The organism is Pseudomonas sp. Je.1.5.c (genome assembly GCF_051129895.1).
GTDB classification, from domain to species: domain Bacteria; phylum Pseudomonadota; class Gammaproteobacteria; order Pseudomonadales; family Pseudomonadaceae; genus Aquipseudomonas; species Aquipseudomonas urmiensis.
This window is the reverse complement of the sequence record NZ_JBCPSP010000066.1, coordinates 1-18,058: the sequence shown is the minus strand read 5'-3', so window position 1 is coordinate 18,058 and position 18,058 is coordinate 1. Positions and strand designations below refer to the sequence as shown.

Below are 18,058 nucleotides of genomic sequence, written 5' to 3'. Positions count from 1 at the left end.
CGAAATCCCGTTGGTGGGGGTTTGCCCCGCGATGAGGCCAGTAGCTTCAGCCAAGAACCACGAGGTTAACCCCTCGTGGTTTTTTTACGCCCAATCACTTACCGCTGAGCACCCGTGTCCAGATCCGCGTACTCAAGCGCATCCCCGCCGGGCTCATGGTCTGAATCGGGAACAGCGTATCGAGCACAGCCTGTGGCGGGTAAACCGCCTCGTTAGTGCGCAGCGCCTCATCGACCAACGGCAGGGCGGCCGCATTGCCGTTGGGGTACTTGACCGCGTTGCTGATCCCGGCAATCACCTTGGGCTCAAGCAAATAGTTCAGGTACGCATAGGCATTGTCCAGGTGCGGCGCGCCTTTGGGGATCACCACCATATCGACTGCCACCGTGGAGCCTTCTCGGGGAATGCTGTAGCCGATGTTCACGCCATTGCCAGCCTGCTGAGCGCTGCTCATGGCTTGCAACACGTCGCCACTGAAGCCGATAGCCACGCAGATATTGCCGTTGGCCAGGTCGCTGACGTACTTCGATTGATGGAAATACTGGATGTACGGGCGCACTGCCAGCAGCGCTGCTTCAGCCTGCTTGAGGTCTTCAGGTTTTTGGCTGTGCGGATCCAACCCCAGGGTCTTGAGGGTGATGGAAATGATCTGCGTCGGATTGTCGAGGAAGGCCACCCCGCACTGGCTGAGCTTCTTGATGTTCTCGGGCTTGAACAACATCTGCCAGGACTGGGTGACCTCGACATCTCCAAAGATCGCCTTGATCTTGTCGACGTTGTAGCCAATGCCCGTGGTCACCCACAGGTAGGGGATCGCATAGCGATTGCCGGGGTCGCTGGCCTCGAGGATGTGCATCAGCTTGGGATCGAGGTTGTGCCAGTTGGGCAGCTTGCTGCGGTCCAACTCCTGGATCGCCCCGGCCTTGATCAGGCGCGGCAGGAAGTGGTTGGACGGGCTGGCCAGGTCGTAGCCGCTACCACCGGTCATCAGTTTGGCTTCGGTGGTTTCGTTGCTGTCGATCAGGTCGTAGGTCGGTTGCACGCCGGTACGGCGGTTGAACTCGGCCAGCGTGTCGTCGGCGATGTAGCCACTCCAGTTGGCGATGTTGACGGTTTCCGTGGCTTGGACCGCACAGGCCAGCAAGGCGGAGATGGACAGGGCGAGGCAGCTGCGCTTGATCATCGTTTTTCTCTCTTGTTTTAACGGAAGATGCGCCGGGTCGATCAACGTTCGTGTCGCGCCCGGTGAACCTCCCAGGCCATGCGCACGCTGGCGCCGATGTCGAAAAAGGGTTTGGGCGGCAGGTAACCCGGTTGCGCCTGGCTGAGCACATCGCTCAGTAGCGACGAGTCGGCGCCGATTGCCAGATCGACCAGCAAACGGCCCCACAAGGTGCCGCGCGCGACCCCTGAACCATTGCAACCAGCGACTGCGTGCAGCCCTTGCTCGACCGTGGCAAAGTACGGCTCGCCGGAGCGAGTGCCGCTCAGGTGGCCGGTCCAGGTGTATTGCAGGTCACTGCGCTGGATGCCGGGGAAGCGCGTTTGCAGCCCGAGCAGGTGGCGTTGCTGGCGCACGGCCAGGGCATTGGCGTCCAGGTCGTGCTGGCGGTACTCCACCGTATTGCGGATCAGCAGGCGCCGACCCGGCAGCAGGCGCAAGGTGCAGCCGCCAGGCAGGGTGGACAACACACCCCAGCCCTGGTCATCGAACAGCGCCTGCCAGTGCGGCTCGTTCAGCGGGCGGGTGATGCTGGCGCTGAGCTCCAGGGCGAAGGTGCCGCTGCGGTGCAAGCCCACGCGCGGCAGGAAGGCGCCGACGCAGAGCAACACCTGGGGTGCCTGCACTTCGCCGTTGGCAGTGGTCACCTTCCAGCCCACACCCGGTGCACGCTGCAGAGCGCTCACCGCTGTGTTTTCATAAACCTCGACCTGCTCAGGCAGGCTGTCGGCCAAGCCTTTGACATACTTCGCCGGCTGCAGCAGGCCGTTGCCGCCCGCGCAGTGAATCGCCTGGGTGTAGAACGCAGTCCCCAAGCGCTGTTGCAACGCCTGTGCTTCAAGGTACTGGGCCTTGGCGCCAACCGCCGCCAGGGTTTGCACGGCAAGTTCGGCGTTTGCCAGGTGCGCAGGCTGGTGCACCGCGAAGTGATAGCCGCCTTCATCCAGCTCGCAGGCGATGCCCAGTTGGCGTACGCGCTGACGCACTTCATCGCCGGCCGCGACCCCGATGCGCGAGGCGACTTGATAAGCGGCAAAACCCCCAGCGCCGATCAGTTCGCCAGCACTTGGCAGTTCGTGGCTCACGACAAAGCCAGAATTGCGCGCCGAGGCGCCCTGGGCGATGCGCTGGCGGTCGACTAGCACGATGCGCTGAGCGGGAAAGCGACTGGCCAGGGTATGTGCTGCCGACAGCCCGGTAATGCCGCCGCCGATGATTAGCCAATCCGCTTTCTGTGAGCCTTGCAGGCAGGGGCGGGGCGCGGACTCGCCGGCCAGCGCGATCCAGCCACAGTGGTTGTTCATTGTAGGGCACTCCTTCACAATCAATGCGCAGGAGTGATCGGAGAGAACCCCCTGCATGCGCCGTTAGCACTCAATCTACGGGCAATTCAGGGGCGGAATCTAACGTTAAAAATTCATCCATCCATTCGAGATTTGCATGGATAACACGCTGCGTATTCCCTCGTTGCAAGCGCTGCAAGCCCTGGTTCTGGTGGCCGATACCAGCAACTTCACCGAAGCGGCGCGTCAGTTGCACCTGACGCAGAGCGCCATCAGCCGACAGGTGCAGCAGCTTGAAGAGCACTATCAAACCGTGCTGTTCGAACGCACCAGTCGCAAGGTGGCGCTGACCGCCCATGGCCGCGAAGTCTATGCGGTGGCGCAAGAGATGCTGGAGTCGCTGCGCGATCTGCAGCTTCGCCTGGCGCCGCCAGCGCAGGACCGACCGTTTCGTATCCGTATCTTCGTGTCCTTGGCCGTACGCTGGTTGTTACCGCGTTTGAGTTCGTTCTATGCCATCAATCCCGGGCTGAGCCTATCGATCGAAACCGTCAGCGGCGAGCGGGTGGACACCGGTGGCGACTGCGATGCCTACGTCTTGTACCTGCCAGAGGGGCTGGACCAGCGGCGGTTGACGCCGCTGTTCGATGAATACCTGATACCCGTCTGCGCGCCGCTGCTCAGCGGCGGGCAACCTGCACCGCGTTCGCTGGATGAACTGACCGGACATGCGCTGATCCACGGCTCCACGGGCCGTCATGAATGGACCCAGTGGCTACAGGCCCAGCAGGACCAGGCCGAGCGCAGCTACCAGCACTTGCTGTTCAACCTCGATGATCTGGCGCTGGATGCGGCTGCCCGAGGCTTGGGCGTGGCGATGACCGACAAGATGCTCGCCCACGATGCGTTGGCCCGCGGCGATCTGGTGGTGCCGTTCGGCGAGGCGTTGCGCACCGGTGGGGTGTACGCGCTGTGGCTGCGTGACAGCGGGGTGAGGCACCCCGCGTGCAAAGCGGTGCTGAGCTGGTTCGAGGAGCAAGTGGAGCAGACCACTCGCGCAGCTTGACGGCTTAGTGAGAGTGGCGTGGCATGCCGCCTTCGCGGGCGATCACCTTCATGTGCAGGGTGGCCGGCTCCAGGCAGCCACCCGTGGACAGTTGCCCGACCAACTGGCGATACAGCTCTTGCCAAGGGGTTTGCGAGGCCAGGACGTTCGGCGTCCAGGCGGCGCGACGGCGGGCCATCTCGTCTTCGTCCACCAGCAGGTCGACCCGTCGTTGGTTGAGGTCGACGCGCAACCGGTCGTTGGTTTGCAGCAGTGCCAGGCCGCCACCCACCGCCGCTTCCGGCGACATGTTGAGGATCGACGGGCTGGCCGAGGTGCCGCTCTGGCGACCGTCGCCCAGGCATGGCAGCGAATCGACGCCGCGCTTGATCAGCGCTGCGGGCGGGGCCATGTTGACCACTTCGGCGCTGCCCGGATAACCAACGGTTCCGGCACCGCGAATGACCAGGATGCAGCGCTCGTCGATGTCCAGCGCCGGGTCATCGATCCGGGCGTGATAGTCCTCGGGGCCCTCGAAGACGATCGCGCGGGCCTCGAAGCTGTTCTCCTTGCCCGGTTCCGACAGGTAGGTCTGGCGGAAGGCTTCGCCGACCACCGACATCTTCATGATCGCGCTGTCGAAGAAGTTGCCGCTAAGAACGATGAAGCCGGCGCCATGCTTGAGTGGCGCGTCGTAGGGCAGGATCACGTCGGTGTTGCTGGTGACGCTGTCGCTGACGATCTGGCCGATGCTCTTGCCGCTGACCGTGGCGCAGTCTTGATGCAGGCGGCCTGCCTTGTGCAGCTCGTGCATCACGGCCGGTACGCCACCTGCACGGTGGAAACCTTCGCCCAGGTACTTACCTGCCGGCATGCAGTTGACCAGCAGCGGCACGCTTTCACCGACCCGCTGCCAGTCGTCCAGCGACAATTCGATGCCCATGTGCCGGGCGATGGCGATCAGGTGCGGCGGACAGTTGCTCGAGGCGCCCAAGGCTGAAGCGACGGCGATGGCGTTTTCGAATGCCTGGTGGGTCATGATCGCGGAAGGGCGTATATCCTCCATGACCAGCTCGCAGATGCGCTTACCGGTGGCGTAGGCCATCTGCCCACGCTCGCGGTAGGGCGCCGGGATGCTGGCGCAACCTGGCAGGGACATGCCCAGCGCTTCGGCCAGTGCGTTCATCGACAGCGCCGTGCCCATGGTGTTGCAGTGACCCACCGACGGCGAGGCGGCGGTGGTCATTTCCATGAAGCCTTCGTAGTCGATTTCACCGGCGGCCATCAAGTTACGCGCATGCCAGAGCACCGTGCCGGAGCCGATCAACTGCCCTTTGTGGTGACCATCGAGCATCGGCCCGCCCGACAGTACGATCGCCGGCAGGTCGGTGGTGGCTGCGGCCATCAGGCAGGCCGGGGTGGTCTTGTCGCAGCCGGTGGTCAATACCACGCCGTCCAGCGGGTAGCCATGCAGGATCTCCACCAGGCCGAGGTAGGCCAGGTTGCGATCCAGCGCAGCCGTGGGACGGCGGCTTTGCTCGGCGATCGGATGCACCGGGAACTCCATCGGGATGCCACCGGCATCGCGGATACCAGCCTTGACCCGTTGCGCCAGTTCGATGTGGTGACGGTTGCACGGAGTCAGGTCGCTGCCGGTCTGGGCGATGCCGATGATTGGCCGCCCCGATTGCAGTTCGTCGCGGGTCAGGCCGTAGTTCATGTAGCGCTCGACATACAGCGCAGTCATGTCGGCGTGGCTTGGGTCGTCGAACCATTGCTGGCTGCGCAGGGGGCGTTTCGGGGTCTGGCTCATGTCAGGGGCTCTCTTGTCTTTATGGGGCGCAGGTCAGCGTTGCAAGACGCTGGCGTGAACAGGTGCGATAGGGGCAGCCGCACCGCGGCCGACGGCGTCATCCAGCGCGGTCAGGTCACGGCCACGGGTTTCGGTCGACAGCAGGGTGCCGAGCAGGGTAAGGCCGGTGAGCGCCAAGGTATACAGGGCCAGCACCCAATAGCCGCCACCGGCAAGGCCAACCAGGAAGATACCGAGGATCGGCGCCAGGCCGCCGGAGAGCATCGCGCCGATCTCCCGCGACAGCGCCACCCCGCTGTAGCGATAGCGGTTGCCAAACAACTCGGTGAAATGCGCGCATTGGGCACCGAGCATGCTGTTGGCGGCCAGGGCGAAGCCACCGACCACGGCGATACACACCAGGGTCGGGTCGCCGCTGTCAATCATCCACCACGAAGGGAAGGCCCACAACGCGCCAAACAGAGCGCCGCCACGGTACACCGCCAGGCGCCCATAACGGTCCGATAGCGCACCGAACAGCGGCGTGGTGAAAATGCTCAGGATACTTGCCGCCAGCACCGCATTGGTGCCGATGCCCGCCAGGTTGGCGCCGCTCTCGCCCAGGTGACGGCTGGCAAAACCCGTGAGAAAGGCAATCGAGACCGTGGCGTACAGGGTCGAGCAGCCGGTTTCGGCCATGCGCATCAAGGTGGTGGCGGCCAGTGGCCGACGGGCGTTGCGCAGCACCGCACGCATCGGCGACTCGATCACCTGTTGGTTCTGGCTGAGCTGCTGGAAGACCGGGCTTTCCTTGAGTTTCAGACGAATCCATACCGCCATGAAGATCAGCACCACGCTGGCCAGGAACGGCAAGCGCCAGCCCCAGTCGAGCAGTTGCTCCTGGGTGAGCGTGGCCTGTAGCACACGGAAGGTGATGGTCGCCAGGGCCAGCCCGCTGAACACGCCAATGAACGGCAGGGCCGCGTAGAAGCCGCGCCGCTCGCGCGGCGCGAGCTCGGCCATCAGGGTGGCCGCGCCGGTCTGCTCGGCACCGGCGCCAAAGCCTTGCAGCAGGCGCAGCAGCACCAGCAGCACGGCCCCGGTGGGCCCGGTTGGCAGCAGGCCGATCAGGGTGGTCGCCGCGCCCATCAGCGCGATGGTCAGCAGCAACACCAACTTGCGCCCTTTGCGATCACCCAGCGAGCCGAAGAACAGCCCCCCGAACGGCCGCGCCAGAAACCCCGCGCCGTAGGTGGCGAAACTGGCCAGCAAGGCGCCGGTGGTGCCCAGCGAGGGGAAGAAGATATGCCCGAAGACCAGCGCCGAGGCCAGCCCGTAGAGGGCGAAATCGTAGTACTCCAGGGCACTGCCGACGGCGCCGGTATAAATCGCCCGGCGCAGTTGGCGGGGATCGGGCGTGGGGGGGACGTTGCTCTCGGTTTGCATGTTCTGCCTCGCTTGTTGTTGTTATGGGCGCAGCGGGTAAGTCGGCTTAGCCTTGCAGCAACCCTCGTTGCGCCAGGTTGCGCATCAGTGCAGCCAGGCCGAAGGTCCAGGGCGCAGCCTGGTCACTGCGGCTGACTTGGTTGTGCAGGGCCCCGAGCAACGGGCTTGAGATAGTCACCAGGTCACCGGCCTTGTGGGTGAAACCCGCGCCTGGGTGATCGCGGTCTTCGGTCGGCGCGAACAGGGTGCCGAGGAACAGCAAGAAACCATCGGGGTATTGGTGGTTGCGGTTGAGGGTCTGGCGCACCAGGTCCTCGGGGTCGCGGCTGATCTGGTCCATCGAGCTGCTTCCGGCGAGCACGAAGCCATCGCTGCCGCGCACCTCAAGGTCGACCACGCAGTTGCGCACCGCATCGAGGTCGAAGGTTTCGTCGAACAGGCGAATGAACGGGCCTATCGCGCAGGAGGCATTGTTGTCCTTGGCCTTGCTCAGCAGCAATGCGCTGCGCCCTTCGAAATCACGCAGGTTGACGTCGTTGCCCAGGGTCGCGCCGTGGATGCGCCCACGGCTGTCGACAGCCAGCACCACTTCCGGCTCGGGGTTGTTCCATTGCGAGCCTGGATGCACGCCGATCACGCTGCCGCTGCCCACCGCCGCCAGCACCGGGGCCTTGGTGAATACTTCGGCGTCCGGGCCGATGCCCACTTCCAGGTACTGCGACCACATGCCTTGCTCGATCAACAGGGCCTTGAGGGCCATGGCCTGTTCCGAGCCAGGCTTGACCGCGCGCAGGTTGTCGCCGATCACCGCACATACCGTCGCCCGCACTGCCTCGGCGCGGGCTGCGTCGCCGCCAGCCTGCTCCTCGATGACCCGTTCGATCATGCTCGCGGCGAAGGTCACTCCGGCGGCCTTGATCACTTGCAGGTCCAGCGGCGGCAGCAGGTAGGGGCGGCTGCTGTCAGGTTGGCTGGTGCTGTTGGCCAGCAGCTCTTGCACGCTGCCGATGAAGCGCCCAGCCGTCGCACGCAGGGCGTGCAGGGGCGATTCGCTTTCAAGCAGTTCGCTCAAGGTGGCGAAGCGCTCGGACAGGTCGAACACGCCATCGGCGCGCAGCACGATCGGCGAGGGGCCGGCGATCTGGCCAGGGATCCAGGCCCGACCGACCAGGGTGCCGGTGAGGCCGTCGTGGGGCAGGGTGTTGGCGGGAGTTAGGGTCAGCGGCATGGCAGTGGGTCTCTTGAGTCCTGAAAGCTGCACGCTAGGTAAGCGACGCGATAAACTCCAATGGCATCTTTTCACTAATCGATAACATCAGGTTATTGCACCAAAGGTGGATACCATGTCGGACCTGTCGTTCTCCCACGTTTGCAACTGGCTCAAGTTCCGCCATCTGCTGCTCATCGACACCCTTGGCCGCACCCGCAACATGCACCTGGCTGCCCAGCAGATGAACCTCAGCCAGCCGGCGATCAGCAAGATGCTCAAAGAAATCGAAAGCCTGCTGGGCTTTGCCCTGTTCGAACGTCAACCGCGCAGCATGCCGCCCACGGCCTTGGGCGAGCAGGTGCTGCGCTATGCCCAGGTCGCCCTCAACGATGCGCGCAACTTCGTCGACCAGATCGGCAGCCTGCGCCAGGGCGGGCATGGCCATCTCAAAGTGGGTGGGATCTTCGCCGCCACCGCCGTCGCCCTGCCGGACGCCATCGTGCAGATCAAGCAACGCTGGCCGTTGCTGTCGATAGAAGTGGTCGAGCAGACCAGCGACCATCTGATGGAAATGCTCGATGACAAGATCCTGCACCTGGCGGTAGCGCGCTTCACAGACGAGGCCCAGCGCCAGCGTTTCGACTTCCAGGCACTGGCGCCGGAGCCGTTCTGTTTCGTGGTCAATCACCAGCACCCGCTGTGCGACCACGGCCCGGTGACCCTGCAGCAGTTGCTCGAATGGCCATGGATTCTCTACCCCAAGGGCACGCCGATTAGGGGGCGTATGGAACGCGCCTTCGCTGAAGCCGGAGTCGGGGTGCCACGCAACACCATCGATACCATTTCCATGCAGACCTTTCTCAAGGTGCTGCAGGGCGGACCGATGATCGGCATGCTGCCCCAGGCCATGGTCGAGCCGCACCTGGCCAGCGGCGTGCTGCGCATCCTCGATACGCCCTTGCATCTGGCGCCGCAGGACTACGGCATTCTCACCCGCAAAGGTGAAGTGCTCAGTGGCGCGGCGCTGGAGTTTGCCCAGATCCTGTTGGCAGATGCCCAGAAAGCGCGAGAAATCCGATAACGATCTGTTATCGGATGATCCACAAATGCCATTGGGAAAGAATCGCAGGCCCGCCTAGATTAGCGACCAGTGTTTTCCAGCATGCTAAGGAACATCCATGACTCCGAACGCAGGTCAGCAATTTATCGGCGGCGCCCGTAGCGGCGCAGGCCAACCGCTGTTGCACAGCATCGACGCCCACACGGGCCAGGCCTTGCCGGGGGCCTTTTACCAGGCCAGCGACGCCGAGGTCGACGCTGCCGCACGTGCCGCCGCCCAGGCCTATCCCGTCTATCGGGCACTGGCGCCGCAGCGTCGGGCGCAGTTTCTCGACAGCATTGCCGAACAGCTTGATGCCCTGGGAGAAGACTTCATCGCCCTGGTCAGCCGCGAGACGGCGTTGCCGGCGGCGCGTATCCAGGGTGAGCGCGCTCGCACCAGCGGTCAGTTGCGCTTGTTTGCCCAGCTACTGCGTCGCGGTGATTTCCTCGCAGCCCGCATCGATCGCGCTCAACCGCAGCGCACGCCGCTGCCGCGTAGCGATATCCGCCAGTGCCGCATGGGCCTTGGCCCGGTAGCGGTGTTTGGTGCCAGCAACTTCCCCTTGGCCTTTTCCACTGCCGGTGGCGACACCGCTGCGGCGCTGGCCGCCGGCTGCCCGGTGGTGTTCAAGGCGCACAGCGGGCATATGGCCACTGCCGAGGCGGTCGCCCAGGCCATCATTCGTGCGGCCGAGCGCTGCGCCATGCCGGCTGGCGTATTCAACATGATCTTCGGTGCCGGGGTCGGTGAAGCGCTGGTCAAGCATCCGGCGATCCAGGCAGTGGGCTTTACCGGTTCGCTCAAGGGCGGGCGAGCGCTGTGCGACATGGCGGCGGCACGTGCGCAACCGATCCCGGTGTTTGCCGAGATGAGCAGCATCAACCCGGTGATCGTCTTGCCAGAGGCGCTGGCGAGCCGAGGTGAGGCCATCGCGGGCGAGCTGGCCGCCTCGGTGGTGCTGGGCTGCGGACAGTTCTGTACCAACCCTGGGCTGGTACTGGGTGTGCGTTCTGCGCCGTTCAGCGCTTTTGTCGAGCAATTGCAGGCGCGCATCGCCGATCAGCCGCCGCAGACCATGCTCAACGCTGGCACCCTGCGCAGCTATGCCCAGGGTGTGGCTCAGCTCAAGGCGCACCCGGGCATCCGCCACCTGGCCGGCGCCGAGCAGCCAGCAGGGCAGGCCTGCGCGCAGTTGTTCCAGGCCGATGCCGAGTTGCTGTTGAACGGTGAGCCGTTGCTTCAGGAAGAAGTGTTCGGCCCTGCCACGGTGCTGGTCGAAGTCGCCGATCGCAGCGAGTTACTGGCGGCGCTGGCGGCGCTCGGCGGACAACTGACGGCCACCCTGATTGGCGAGCCGACTGAGTTGGCCGAGGCCAGCGACCTGGTGGCGCTGCTCGAACACAAGGCCGGGCGCCTGCTGATCAACGGCTACCCGACCGGCGTCGAGGTCTGCGAGGCGATGGTCCACGGCGGGCCGTATCCAGCCACTTCCGACAGCCGCGGCACCTCGGTCGGCACCCTGGCGATCGATCGCTTCCTGCGCCCGGTGTGCTACCAGAACTTCCCCCAGGCACTGTTGCCCGAGGCGCTACGCGACAGCAACCCACTCGCGCTGCTGCGCCTGGTCGATGGCCAGCCCAGCCGCGACCCTTTGTCCTGACCCGCTGCACCACCGGGCGTACTGCGCCCGGTGCCCTGTCGATAACAACAATCAGGCATGCCCGACATGCCGAGGGGCTTCAACAATGCACAGCCAACCCGCCGCACCGGCCCGCGATCCGGGCTTCGAAGACCGTACCTATCGCAAGGTGATCCTGCGTATCCTGCCAATTTTGCTGTTGTGCTACATGGCCGCCTACCTGGACCGGGTCAACATCGGTTTTGCCAAGCTGGACATGCTCAACGACCTGCAATTTAGCAACACCGTGTATGCCCTGGGCGCCAGCGTGTTCTTCTGGGGCTACTTCCTGTTCGAGGTGCCCAGCAACCTGTTGCTGCACCGCTACGGCGCGCGCTTCTGGATCGCCCGGATCATGGCGAGCTGGGCGATCATTTCCATGGCCGTGGCCTTCACCGTGCCGCTGGCGAAACTGTTCCACGTCGAGGCCAGCACCATGTTCTACGTGCTGCGCTTCTTGCTGGGTATCTGCGAGGCGGGGTTCTTCCCCGGCGTGATCCTCTACCTCAACTACTGGTTCCCGACCCAGCGCCAGAGCCGGGTGATGTCCGGCTTCCTGATGGCCATGCCGGTCAGCCTGACCTTGGGCGGGGTGCTCTCAGGGTGGTTGATGACCAGCCTCGATGGCTGGCACGGCATGGCCGGCTGGCAGTGGATGCTGCTGATCGAAGGTCTGCCTTCGGTGATCATGGCGGTGGTGGTGTTCACCTGCCTGTGTGACAACATCGACAAGGCCCATTGGCTGTCGGCTGACGAGAAGCAGTTGCTCAAGGCCAATCTGCAGCAAGACAACCAGGGCAAGGTCTCACGCCTGAGCGAGGTGTTCTTCAATCCGCGGGTGTGGCTGCTGGTGTTCATCCTGCTGACCTTCAACACCGGTTTCTATGGCCTGGCCTTCTGGATGCCGTCGATCATCAAGAGCGCCGGCATCACCAGCAGCTTCGATATCGGCTTGTTGACGGCCATCCCCTATGGCGTTGCGGTGATCGCCATGCTGCTCAATGCGCGTCACTCCAACCGCACCGGCGAGCGCCGCCTGCACGCGGCGATACCTGCGTTCATCGGCGGCTGCGGCTTGATCCTCAGCGCGTTTTTCTCCGATAACCTGGTGCTCTCGGTGGTGTTCCTCACTGTCGCGGCCTCCGGTGTGCTCAGCCTGATGCCGATCTTCTGGACCCTGCCGGGCACCCTGTTGTCGGGGGTTGCCGCTGCGGCGGGGATTGGCATGATCAACGCCATCGGCAACCTGTCCGGTTTCACCGGTTCGATGATCACGGCCGTGGCCGAGAACCTGACCGGCAACATCAACAACGGCACCTATGTGTTGGGCTTGTGCCTGTTCGTCAGTGCCGTGCTGATCCTGGCCATCCCGGCAAGCATGCTGGGGCGGCGTGAAGCCCCGAGCAATGCATCGCTGAAACTGGAGGCGGCATGAACCTTCAGGGCAAACGGGTGCTGATCACGGCCGCTGGCCAAGGCATTGGCCTGGCCAGCGCGCAGGCGTTCGCGGCCGCCGGGGCAGAGGTGTTCGGCAGCGATATTCGCATCGACAGCCTGCTCGATGAGCCAGGTATCCAGGCGCGGGTTCTGGATGTGACCTCGGCCTCGGCGATCGAGGCGCTGCGCGCCGAGCTGGGCGATATCGACGTGCTGTTCAACTGCGCGGGTTTCGTGCACAGCGGTGGCATCCTGGAGTGCGACGAAGCGGCCTGGGAGCGTTCGCTGGCGCTCAACGTCACCGCCATGTACCGGATGATCCGTGCGTTCCTGCCAGGTATGCAGCGCCGCGGTGGCGGTTCGATCATCAACATGGCGTCGGTGGTTTCCAGCGTCAAGGCGGTGCCCAATCGCGTCGCCTATGGTGCGAGCAAGGCAGCCGTGATCGGCCTGACCAAAGCCGTCGCCGCCGACCATGTCGCCGAGGGCATCCGCTGCAACGCGATCTGCCCGGGTACCGTCGACTCACCGTCGTTGCACCAGCGCATCGCGGCCCAGGCCCTGGCCCAAGGCCGCGATGCCCAGGAGGTCTACCGGCAATTCGTCAACCGCCAGCCTATGGGCCGGCTGGGCAGCGCCGAAGAGATCGCGCAATTGGCCGTGTACCTGGCCAGCGACGCCTCAGCCTACACCACTGGCGGTGTGCACCTGATCGACGGTGGTATGAGCTTGTGAATCCTTTGTATCGAGACAGGAGATACCCATGAAGTTGTTGCGTTATGGCGACAAAGGGGCCGAGCGTCCGGGCCTGCTGGACAGCGCAGGGCAGATTCGCGACCTCAGCCAACATGTGGCGGATATCGCCGGTGCAGCACTGTCCAGCGACAGCCTGGCCCGCCTGGCCAGCCTGGATCATGCCAGCCTGCCGTTGGTCCCTGGCACGCCGCGTATCGGCCCCTGCGTCGGGCAGATTGGCAAGTTCATCTGCATCGGCCTCAATTACGCCGACCATGCCGCTGAAGCCGGCATGGCCGTGCCCAGCGAGCCGATCATTTTCAACAAGTGGACCAGCGCGGTCTGTGGTCCCAACGACGATGTGCAGATCCCACGAGGCTCGACCAAGACCGACTGGGAAGTGGAGCTGGGCGTAGTGATCGGCAAGGGCGGGCGCTATATCGACCCAGCCAATGCCCTGGAGCACGTCGCCGGTTACTGCGTGATCAACGACGTATCGGAGCGCGAATGGCAGCTTGAACGCGGCGGTACCTGGGACAAGGGCAAAGGCTTCGACACGTTCGGGCCGATTGGACCGTGGCTGGTGACCCGTGACGAGGTGCCCGATCCGCATGCGCTGGATCTCTGGCTGGAGGTCGACGGCAAGCGTTATCAGCGCGGCAACACCCGTACCTTGATCTTCGGTATTGCCCAGTTGATCGCCTACCTGAGCCGCTGCATGAGTCTGCAACCGGGTGATGTGATCTCCACTGGCACCCCGCCCGGAGTCGGCATGGGGATCAAGCCAACGCCGGTGTTCCTGCGTCCCGGGCAGGTCATGCACTTGGGCATTGAAGGCCTTGGCGAACAACGCCAGCTCACCGTACAGGCAGATTGAGAGTGAGCCGATGAAAGCTGAACTGTTGATGCTGGCGCCGTTGCTGGCCGATTACCAGGCGCGCCTGGATGAGCGTTTCCAGCGGGTCTGCGCCTTTGATGAAGCCAGCCGGCGGGCATTGCTGAGCGAGCGCCCGGAGCGCTTCACCACGCTGGTGACCAATGGCGGCGAGGGCGTCCCGCCCTGGCTCATGCAGGCGCTGGTCAACCTGCGGCTGATTGCGGTCAATGGGGTGGGGGTGGACCGCATCGACCTTGAGCAGGCGCACGCGCGGGGCATCGCGATCGTCACCACCGACGATCTTCTCACCGATGCCGTGGCCGACCAGGCCGTGGCCCTGCTGCTGGCTCAACTGCGCCAGGTGTGCCTGGCCGATCGCTTCGTCAGGCAGGGGCAGTGGCCCCTGGGTGGTTTCCCGCTGTTGGGGACCAGCCTGCGCGGGCAGCGAGTTGGCATCATCGGTCTGGGGCGGATCGGCATGGCCATCGCCGAACGGCTGCAGCCCTTTGGCGTCGTGCTTGCTTACCACAACCGTCGGCCACAAGCTGCTTGTACGTTTGCCTATCACGCCGATCCACTCAGCCTGGCTGCGGCCTGCGATATCTTGGTGGTGGCGGCGGCCGGCGGTAGCGGCTCGCGTCACCTGGTCAATGCCCAGGTGCTGGAGGCGTTGGGGCCGAACGGGGTCATCGTCAATGTGGCCAGGGGCAGCGTGGTCGATGAAACTGAACTGGTCGCTCGCTTGGCCGACGGCCGTCTGGCCGGCGCTGCGCTGGATGTGTTTGCCGATGAGCCGCAAGTGCCCGAGGCGTTGCTGGGCATGGACAAGGTGGTGCTCCAGCCGCACTTGGGCAGCGCCACCTTGCAGGCCCGCCAAGCCATGGCCGACTGCGTGGTGCGCGCGGTGATCTCAGCGCACTGACGCCACATCCGGCCTGTGCGCGGCGCCCAACCACCGCAAAGGGGTTGGGCCAGCCGCGCTTACTGCTGCTGGAGAATCGACCCCAGCAAGCCCGGAAAACGCCCATCGAGCTCAGCGCTTCTGAGCGAATTCATATGCGTGGTGCCGACATTGCGCGTATGCACCAGCCCGGCATCGCGCAGCACACGAAAGTGATGGGACATGCTCGATTTGGGCCGCCCACCGTCCAACTCGCCACAGCTGGCCTCGGCCACAGCCGCCAGATGGCGGACGATTTCCAGGCGCACAGGGTCGCTCAAGGCGTAGAGCACGCGCTCCAGAATCAGGTCTTCAGGGTTGGGATGTTTATAGGCTCGCATGGCACACATGATAACGGGGGTTTCACAAATTGCCATAGTTCGAATATGATCGAACAATCGAATGCCCATTCAGCTTCTGGAGATTGTTCATGACCGCGCTGTTCCAACCCTACACCCTCAAGGACGTTACCCTACGCAATCGCATCGCCATTCCGCCGATGTGCCAGTACACCGCCGAGGACGGCATGATCAATGACTGGCACCACGTCCACCTGGCCAGCCTGGCCCGTGGTGGTGCCGGCCTGGTGGTGGTCGAGGCCACGGCAGTCGCACCGGAGGGGCGCATCACCCCCGGCTGCGCCGGTATCTGGAGCGACGCCCATGCGCAAGCCTTCGTGCCGGTGGTCAAGGCGATCAAGGCGGCAGGTTCGGTGCCAGGCATCCAGATCGCCCACGCCGGGCGCAAGGCCAGCGCCAATCGGCCGTGGGAAGGCGACGACCACATTGCTGCCGACGATGCGCGCGGCTGGCAGACCATCGCGCCCTCCGCCATCGCCTTCGGTGCCCACTTGCCGAAAGTGCCGCGTGAGATGACCCTGGCTGACATCGCCCGTGTCCAGCAAGACTTCGTCGATGCCGCCCGGCGCGCGCGAGACGCAGGCTTTGAGTGGATCGAGCTGCATTTTGCCCACGGTTATCTGGGCCAAAGCTTCTTCTCCGAGCATTCCAACCAGCGCACCGACGCCTACGGCGGTAGCTTCGACAACCGCAGCCGCTTCCTTCTGGAAACCCTGGCTGCGGTGCGCGAAGTGTGGCCAGAGAACCTGCCACTGACGGCGCGTTTCGGTGTGCTGGAATATGACGGTCGCGACGAGCAGACCCTTGAGGAATCGATCGAGCTGGCCCGCCGCTTCAAGGCCGGTGGCCTGGATCTGCTCAGCGTCAGCGTCGGCTTCACCATTGCCGAGACCAACATCCCGTGGGGCCCGGCGTTCATGGGGCCGATTGCCGAGCGCGTGCGTCGTGAGGCAGATTTGCCGGTGACTTCAGCCTGGGGCTTCGGTACGCCGCAGCTGGCCGAGGGGGCGCTGCAGGCCGGTCAGCTGGACCTGGTATCGGTAGGCCGGGCGCACCTGGCCGATCCGCACTGGGCGTACTTTGCGGCCAAGGAGCTGGGGGTCGACAAGGCCTCGTGGACCTTGCCAGCACCCTATGCGCATTGGCTTGAGCGCTATCGTTGAGCCCTAGCTGATTTGTAGTCAGTTACGGCGCTGTCGCGGGGCAAGCCCGCTCCCACGAGATGTATTCGAACACCTCGTAGGAGCGGGCGGGTCCCGCGATGCTTTCAACGGGGCATCGACGCAAACAACGCCCGCGCCTCGTCGAAGCATTGTTCGGCAATTGCCGACCGAGGCTCGCTGCGGCGCAATAGCAGGCCAACCGGGCTGAGCACGCTGGCGTCGGTGATGGGGATGATGCGCATGTGTTCGCTCAAGTCTTCCAGGCCGCAATCGAGCGGCATCACCGCACAGCACACGCCGCTGGTGATGGCCTGGATCAGCTGGAAGGTGGAGTCGCTTTCCAGCACGGCCATCGGTTCCAGGCCGCGGCTGCGAAAGCTCAAGTCGAGCGATTGGCGGTAATGCATGCCCTTGCTCAACAGGCCCAACGGGATATCGCCGAGCTCCTCCCAACGCAGGGCGCTGTGCGCTAGCTGGAAATGCCGGGTGTCGTGCAACAGGCCCATGGTGGTAGTGCCCAGTTCGATCACGTCGAAGAAGCTCGCGTTGACCTGGTCCAGATAGCAGATACCCAGGTCCAGCTGGTTGCGGCTCAGGCCGTCGACGATCTGCTCGGAGGTGTGCGAGCTGAGCTGAAAGTGCAGTTCGGGGTATTTTTCCCGCAGGGGCAGCAGCAGGTGCATGGGGTTGAAGCTGGCCAGCGGCACGCTGCCCAGGCGCAGGCTGCCGACCACTTGGCCGCGACAGCTGGCCGCTTCGGCTTGCAGGCCGTCATGCGCCGCCAGCAGGGTGCGGGCCCAGGCCAGGATGCGTTCGCCGGCCTCGGTGAAACCTTCGAAGCGCTGGCCACGCTTGACCAGCACCAGGTCCAGTTCGTCTTCCAGGTTGCGCAGGCGCATGGACAGGGTCGGCTGGGTGATGTGGCACAGCGCCGCGGCCTGGCCGAAGTGGCGGGTCTGGTCGAGGGCGAGGAGAAACTTGAGCTGCTTGATATCCATGGGGCGGCCTGGCGGGCGGGAAACGGAGTTGCTTGACCTTAACCAAGTCTGTCGAGGCTGGCCAATCTTTAATGGTGACCGAATGATAGAGGCGGTTGATCGGCTGGTTCGCCATATCGATTGGACGCTGCCAAGGCTTGCCACTAGCGTGACGGCACTGCCAATTTCCAGAGGATGCCCAGGTGAGTGTAAAACCCGATGCGCAGTTCGTGCCGCTGAATATCGCCGTGCTGACCGTCAGCGATACCCGCAGCTTTGCCAACGACACCTCGGGCGAGCTGTTGGCCACCCGCTCGGTGCAGATCGGCCATCGGCTGGTCGAGCGGGTGCTGCTCAAGGACGACCTGTACAAGATCCGCGCCCAGGTCGCGACCTGGATCGCCGATGATCAGGTACAGGTCGTGTTGATCACCGGCGGCACTGGATTTACTGGGCGCGACAGTACGCCGGAGGCGGTGGAGTGTTTGCTGGACAAGCGTATCGATGGTTTCGGTGAGCTGTTCCGGGCGTTGTCGATCCTCGATATCGGCACCTCGACCGTGCAAAGCCGGGCGCTGGCCGGGTTGAGCAATGGCACCCTGGTGTGCTGCCTGCCGGGGTCGACGGGGGCGTGCCGTACGGCATGGGAGGGAATCTTGGCCGAGCAGTTGGATGCGCGCCATCGGCCCTGCAACTTCGTGCCGCATTTGAAGGCCGTGGGGTTGTGTGAAACGCGTGGTTGAGTGGATGGAATAGGGCGTCGTCTGTGCCGGCCCTATCGCGGGGCAAGCC

16 protein-coding genes are annotated in these 18,058 nt (G+C 64.3%); 9 read left to right on the top strand and 7 right to left on the bottom strand.

The genetic code is table 11. The annotated features are described in order from the left end of the window. Positions 1–94: 94 nt before the first annotated feature. A complete protein-coding gene (locus AAZU54_RS26105) occupies positions 95–1,183 on the bottom strand; it encodes a polyamine ABC transporter substrate-binding protein (protein ID WP_186555324.1) in 1,089 nt (362 codons plus the stop codon). A 41-nt stretch (positions 1,184–1,224) separates the two neighbouring features. Beyond that, complete coding sequence (locus AAZU54_RS26100; RefSeq protein WP_434727848.1) at positions 1,225–2,526, bottom strand: NAD(P)/FAD-dependent oxidoreductase; 1,302 nt, start codon at positions 2,524–2,526, stop codon at positions 1,225–1,227. A gap of 136 nt (positions 2,527–2,662) precedes the next feature. On the opposite strand from AAZU54_RS26100, the gene AAZU54_RS26095 reads away from it, so the two are divergent. Continuing rightward, positions 2,663–3,571, top strand: a complete 909-nt coding sequence (locus AAZU54_RS26095; RefSeq protein ID WP_434727847.1) for a LysR substrate-binding domain-containing protein — start codon at positions 2,663–2,665, stop codon at positions 3,569–3,571. A 4-nt stretch (positions 3,572–3,575) separates the two neighbouring features. Here the strand turns inward: AAZU54_RS26095 and AAZU54_RS26090 are convergent, their stop codons facing one another. The 3 genes from AAZU54_RS26090 to AAZU54_RS26080 are packed head-to-tail and all read right to left on the bottom strand — an operon-like array spanning position 3,576 to position 8,016. Further along, positions 3,576–5,363: an IlvD/Edd family dehydratase gene (locus AAZU54_RS26090; protein WP_186555321.1), complete on the bottom strand. Its 1,788-nt coding sequence runs from the start codon at positions 5,361–5,363 to the stop codon at positions 3,576–3,578. A 33-nt stretch (positions 5,364–5,396) separates the two neighbouring features. Further along, on the bottom strand, positions 5,397–6,788 hold the full coding sequence (locus tag AAZU54_RS26085; RefSeq protein WP_186555320.1) for an MFS transporter: 1,392 nt from the start codon (positions 6,786–6,788) through the stop codon (positions 5,397–5,399). A gap of 46 nt (positions 6,789–6,834) precedes the next feature. Further along, positions 6,835–8,016 carry a fumarylacetoacetate hydrolase family protein gene (locus AAZU54_RS26080; RefSeq protein WP_186555319.1) on the bottom strand — a complete coding sequence of 394 codons (1,182 nt, stop codon included), beginning with the start codon at positions 8,014–8,016 and terminating at the stop codon, positions 6,835–6,837. A 115-nt stretch (positions 8,017–8,131) separates the two neighbouring features. Between AAZU54_RS26080 and AAZU54_RS26075 the strand changes: the two genes are divergently transcribed. From AAZU54_RS26075 to AAZU54_RS26050, 6 genes are all read left to right on the top strand, one after another. After that, on the top strand, positions 8,132–9,079 hold the full coding sequence (locus AAZU54_RS26075) for a LysR family transcriptional regulator (RefSeq protein WP_186555318.1): 948 nt from the start codon (positions 8,132–8,134) through the stop codon (positions 9,077–9,079). 97 nt (positions 9,080–9,176) lie between these two features. After that, on the top strand, positions 9,177–10,760 hold the full coding sequence (locus tag AAZU54_RS26070; protein ID WP_434727846.1) for an aldehyde dehydrogenase (NADP(+)): 1,584 nt from the start codon (positions 9,177–9,179) through the stop codon (positions 10,758–10,760). An 85-nt stretch (positions 10,761–10,845) separates the two neighbouring features. Then, positions 10,846–12,213, top strand: coding sequence for an MFS transporter (locus AAZU54_RS26065; RefSeq protein ID WP_367616006.1), 1,368 nt, complete (start codon positions 10,846–10,848; stop codon positions 12,211–12,213). Beyond that, positions 12,210–12,950: an SDR family oxidoreductase gene (locus tag AAZU54_RS26060; protein WP_434727845.1), complete on the top strand. Its 741-nt coding sequence runs from the start codon at positions 12,210–12,212 to the stop codon at positions 12,948–12,950. The genes AAZU54_RS26065 and AAZU54_RS26060 overlap by 4 nt, the downstream gene beginning before the upstream one ends. Positions 12,951–12,978: 28 nt before the next feature. Next, positions 12,979–13,827 carry an ureidoglycolate lyase gene (locus tag AAZU54_RS26055; protein ID WP_312152830.1) on the top strand — a complete coding sequence of 283 codons (849 nt, stop codon included), beginning with the start codon at positions 12,979–12,981 and terminating at the stop codon, positions 13,825–13,827. Between the two features lie 10 nt (positions 13,828–13,837). Continuing rightward, positions 13,838–14,749: a 2-hydroxyacid dehydrogenase gene (locus tag AAZU54_RS26050; protein ID WP_434727844.1), complete on the top strand. Its 912-nt coding sequence runs from the start codon at positions 13,838–13,840 to the stop codon at positions 14,747–14,749. A 59-nt stretch (positions 14,750–14,808) separates the two neighbouring features. Here the strand turns inward: AAZU54_RS26050 and AAZU54_RS26045 are convergent, their stop codons facing one another. Continuing rightward, complete coding sequence (locus AAZU54_RS26045; protein ID WP_186555479.1) at positions 14,809–15,144, bottom strand: ArsR/SmtB family transcription factor; 336 nt, start codon at positions 15,142–15,144, stop codon at positions 14,809–14,811. Positions 15,145–15,197: 53 nt separating this feature from the next. Here AAZU54_RS26045 and xenA point away from each other — a divergent pair, with 53 nt between their 5' ends. After that, positions 15,198–16,289 (top strand): xenobiotic reductase XenA, encoded by a 1,092-nt coding sequence (gene xenA / locus AAZU54_RS26040; protein WP_312152827.1) that lies wholly within the window; start codon positions 15,198–15,200, stop codon positions 16,287–16,289. A 104-nt stretch (positions 16,290–16,393) separates the two neighbouring features. On the opposite strand, the gene AAZU54_RS26035 is transcribed toward xenA, so the two are convergent. Then, positions 16,394–17,287 (bottom strand): LysR family transcriptional regulator, encoded by an 894-nt coding sequence (locus AAZU54_RS26035; protein ID WP_434727843.1) that lies wholly within the window; start codon positions 17,285–17,287, stop codon positions 16,394–16,396. 182 nt (positions 17,288–17,469) lie between these two features. Between AAZU54_RS26035 and moaB the strand changes: the two genes are divergently transcribed. Further along, positions 17,470–18,009, top strand: coding sequence for a molybdenum cofactor biosynthesis protein B (gene moaB / locus AAZU54_RS26030; RefSeq protein ID WP_186555311.1), 540 nt, complete (start codon positions 17,470–17,472; stop codon positions 18,007–18,009). Positions 18,010–18,058: the final 49 nt, after the last annotated feature.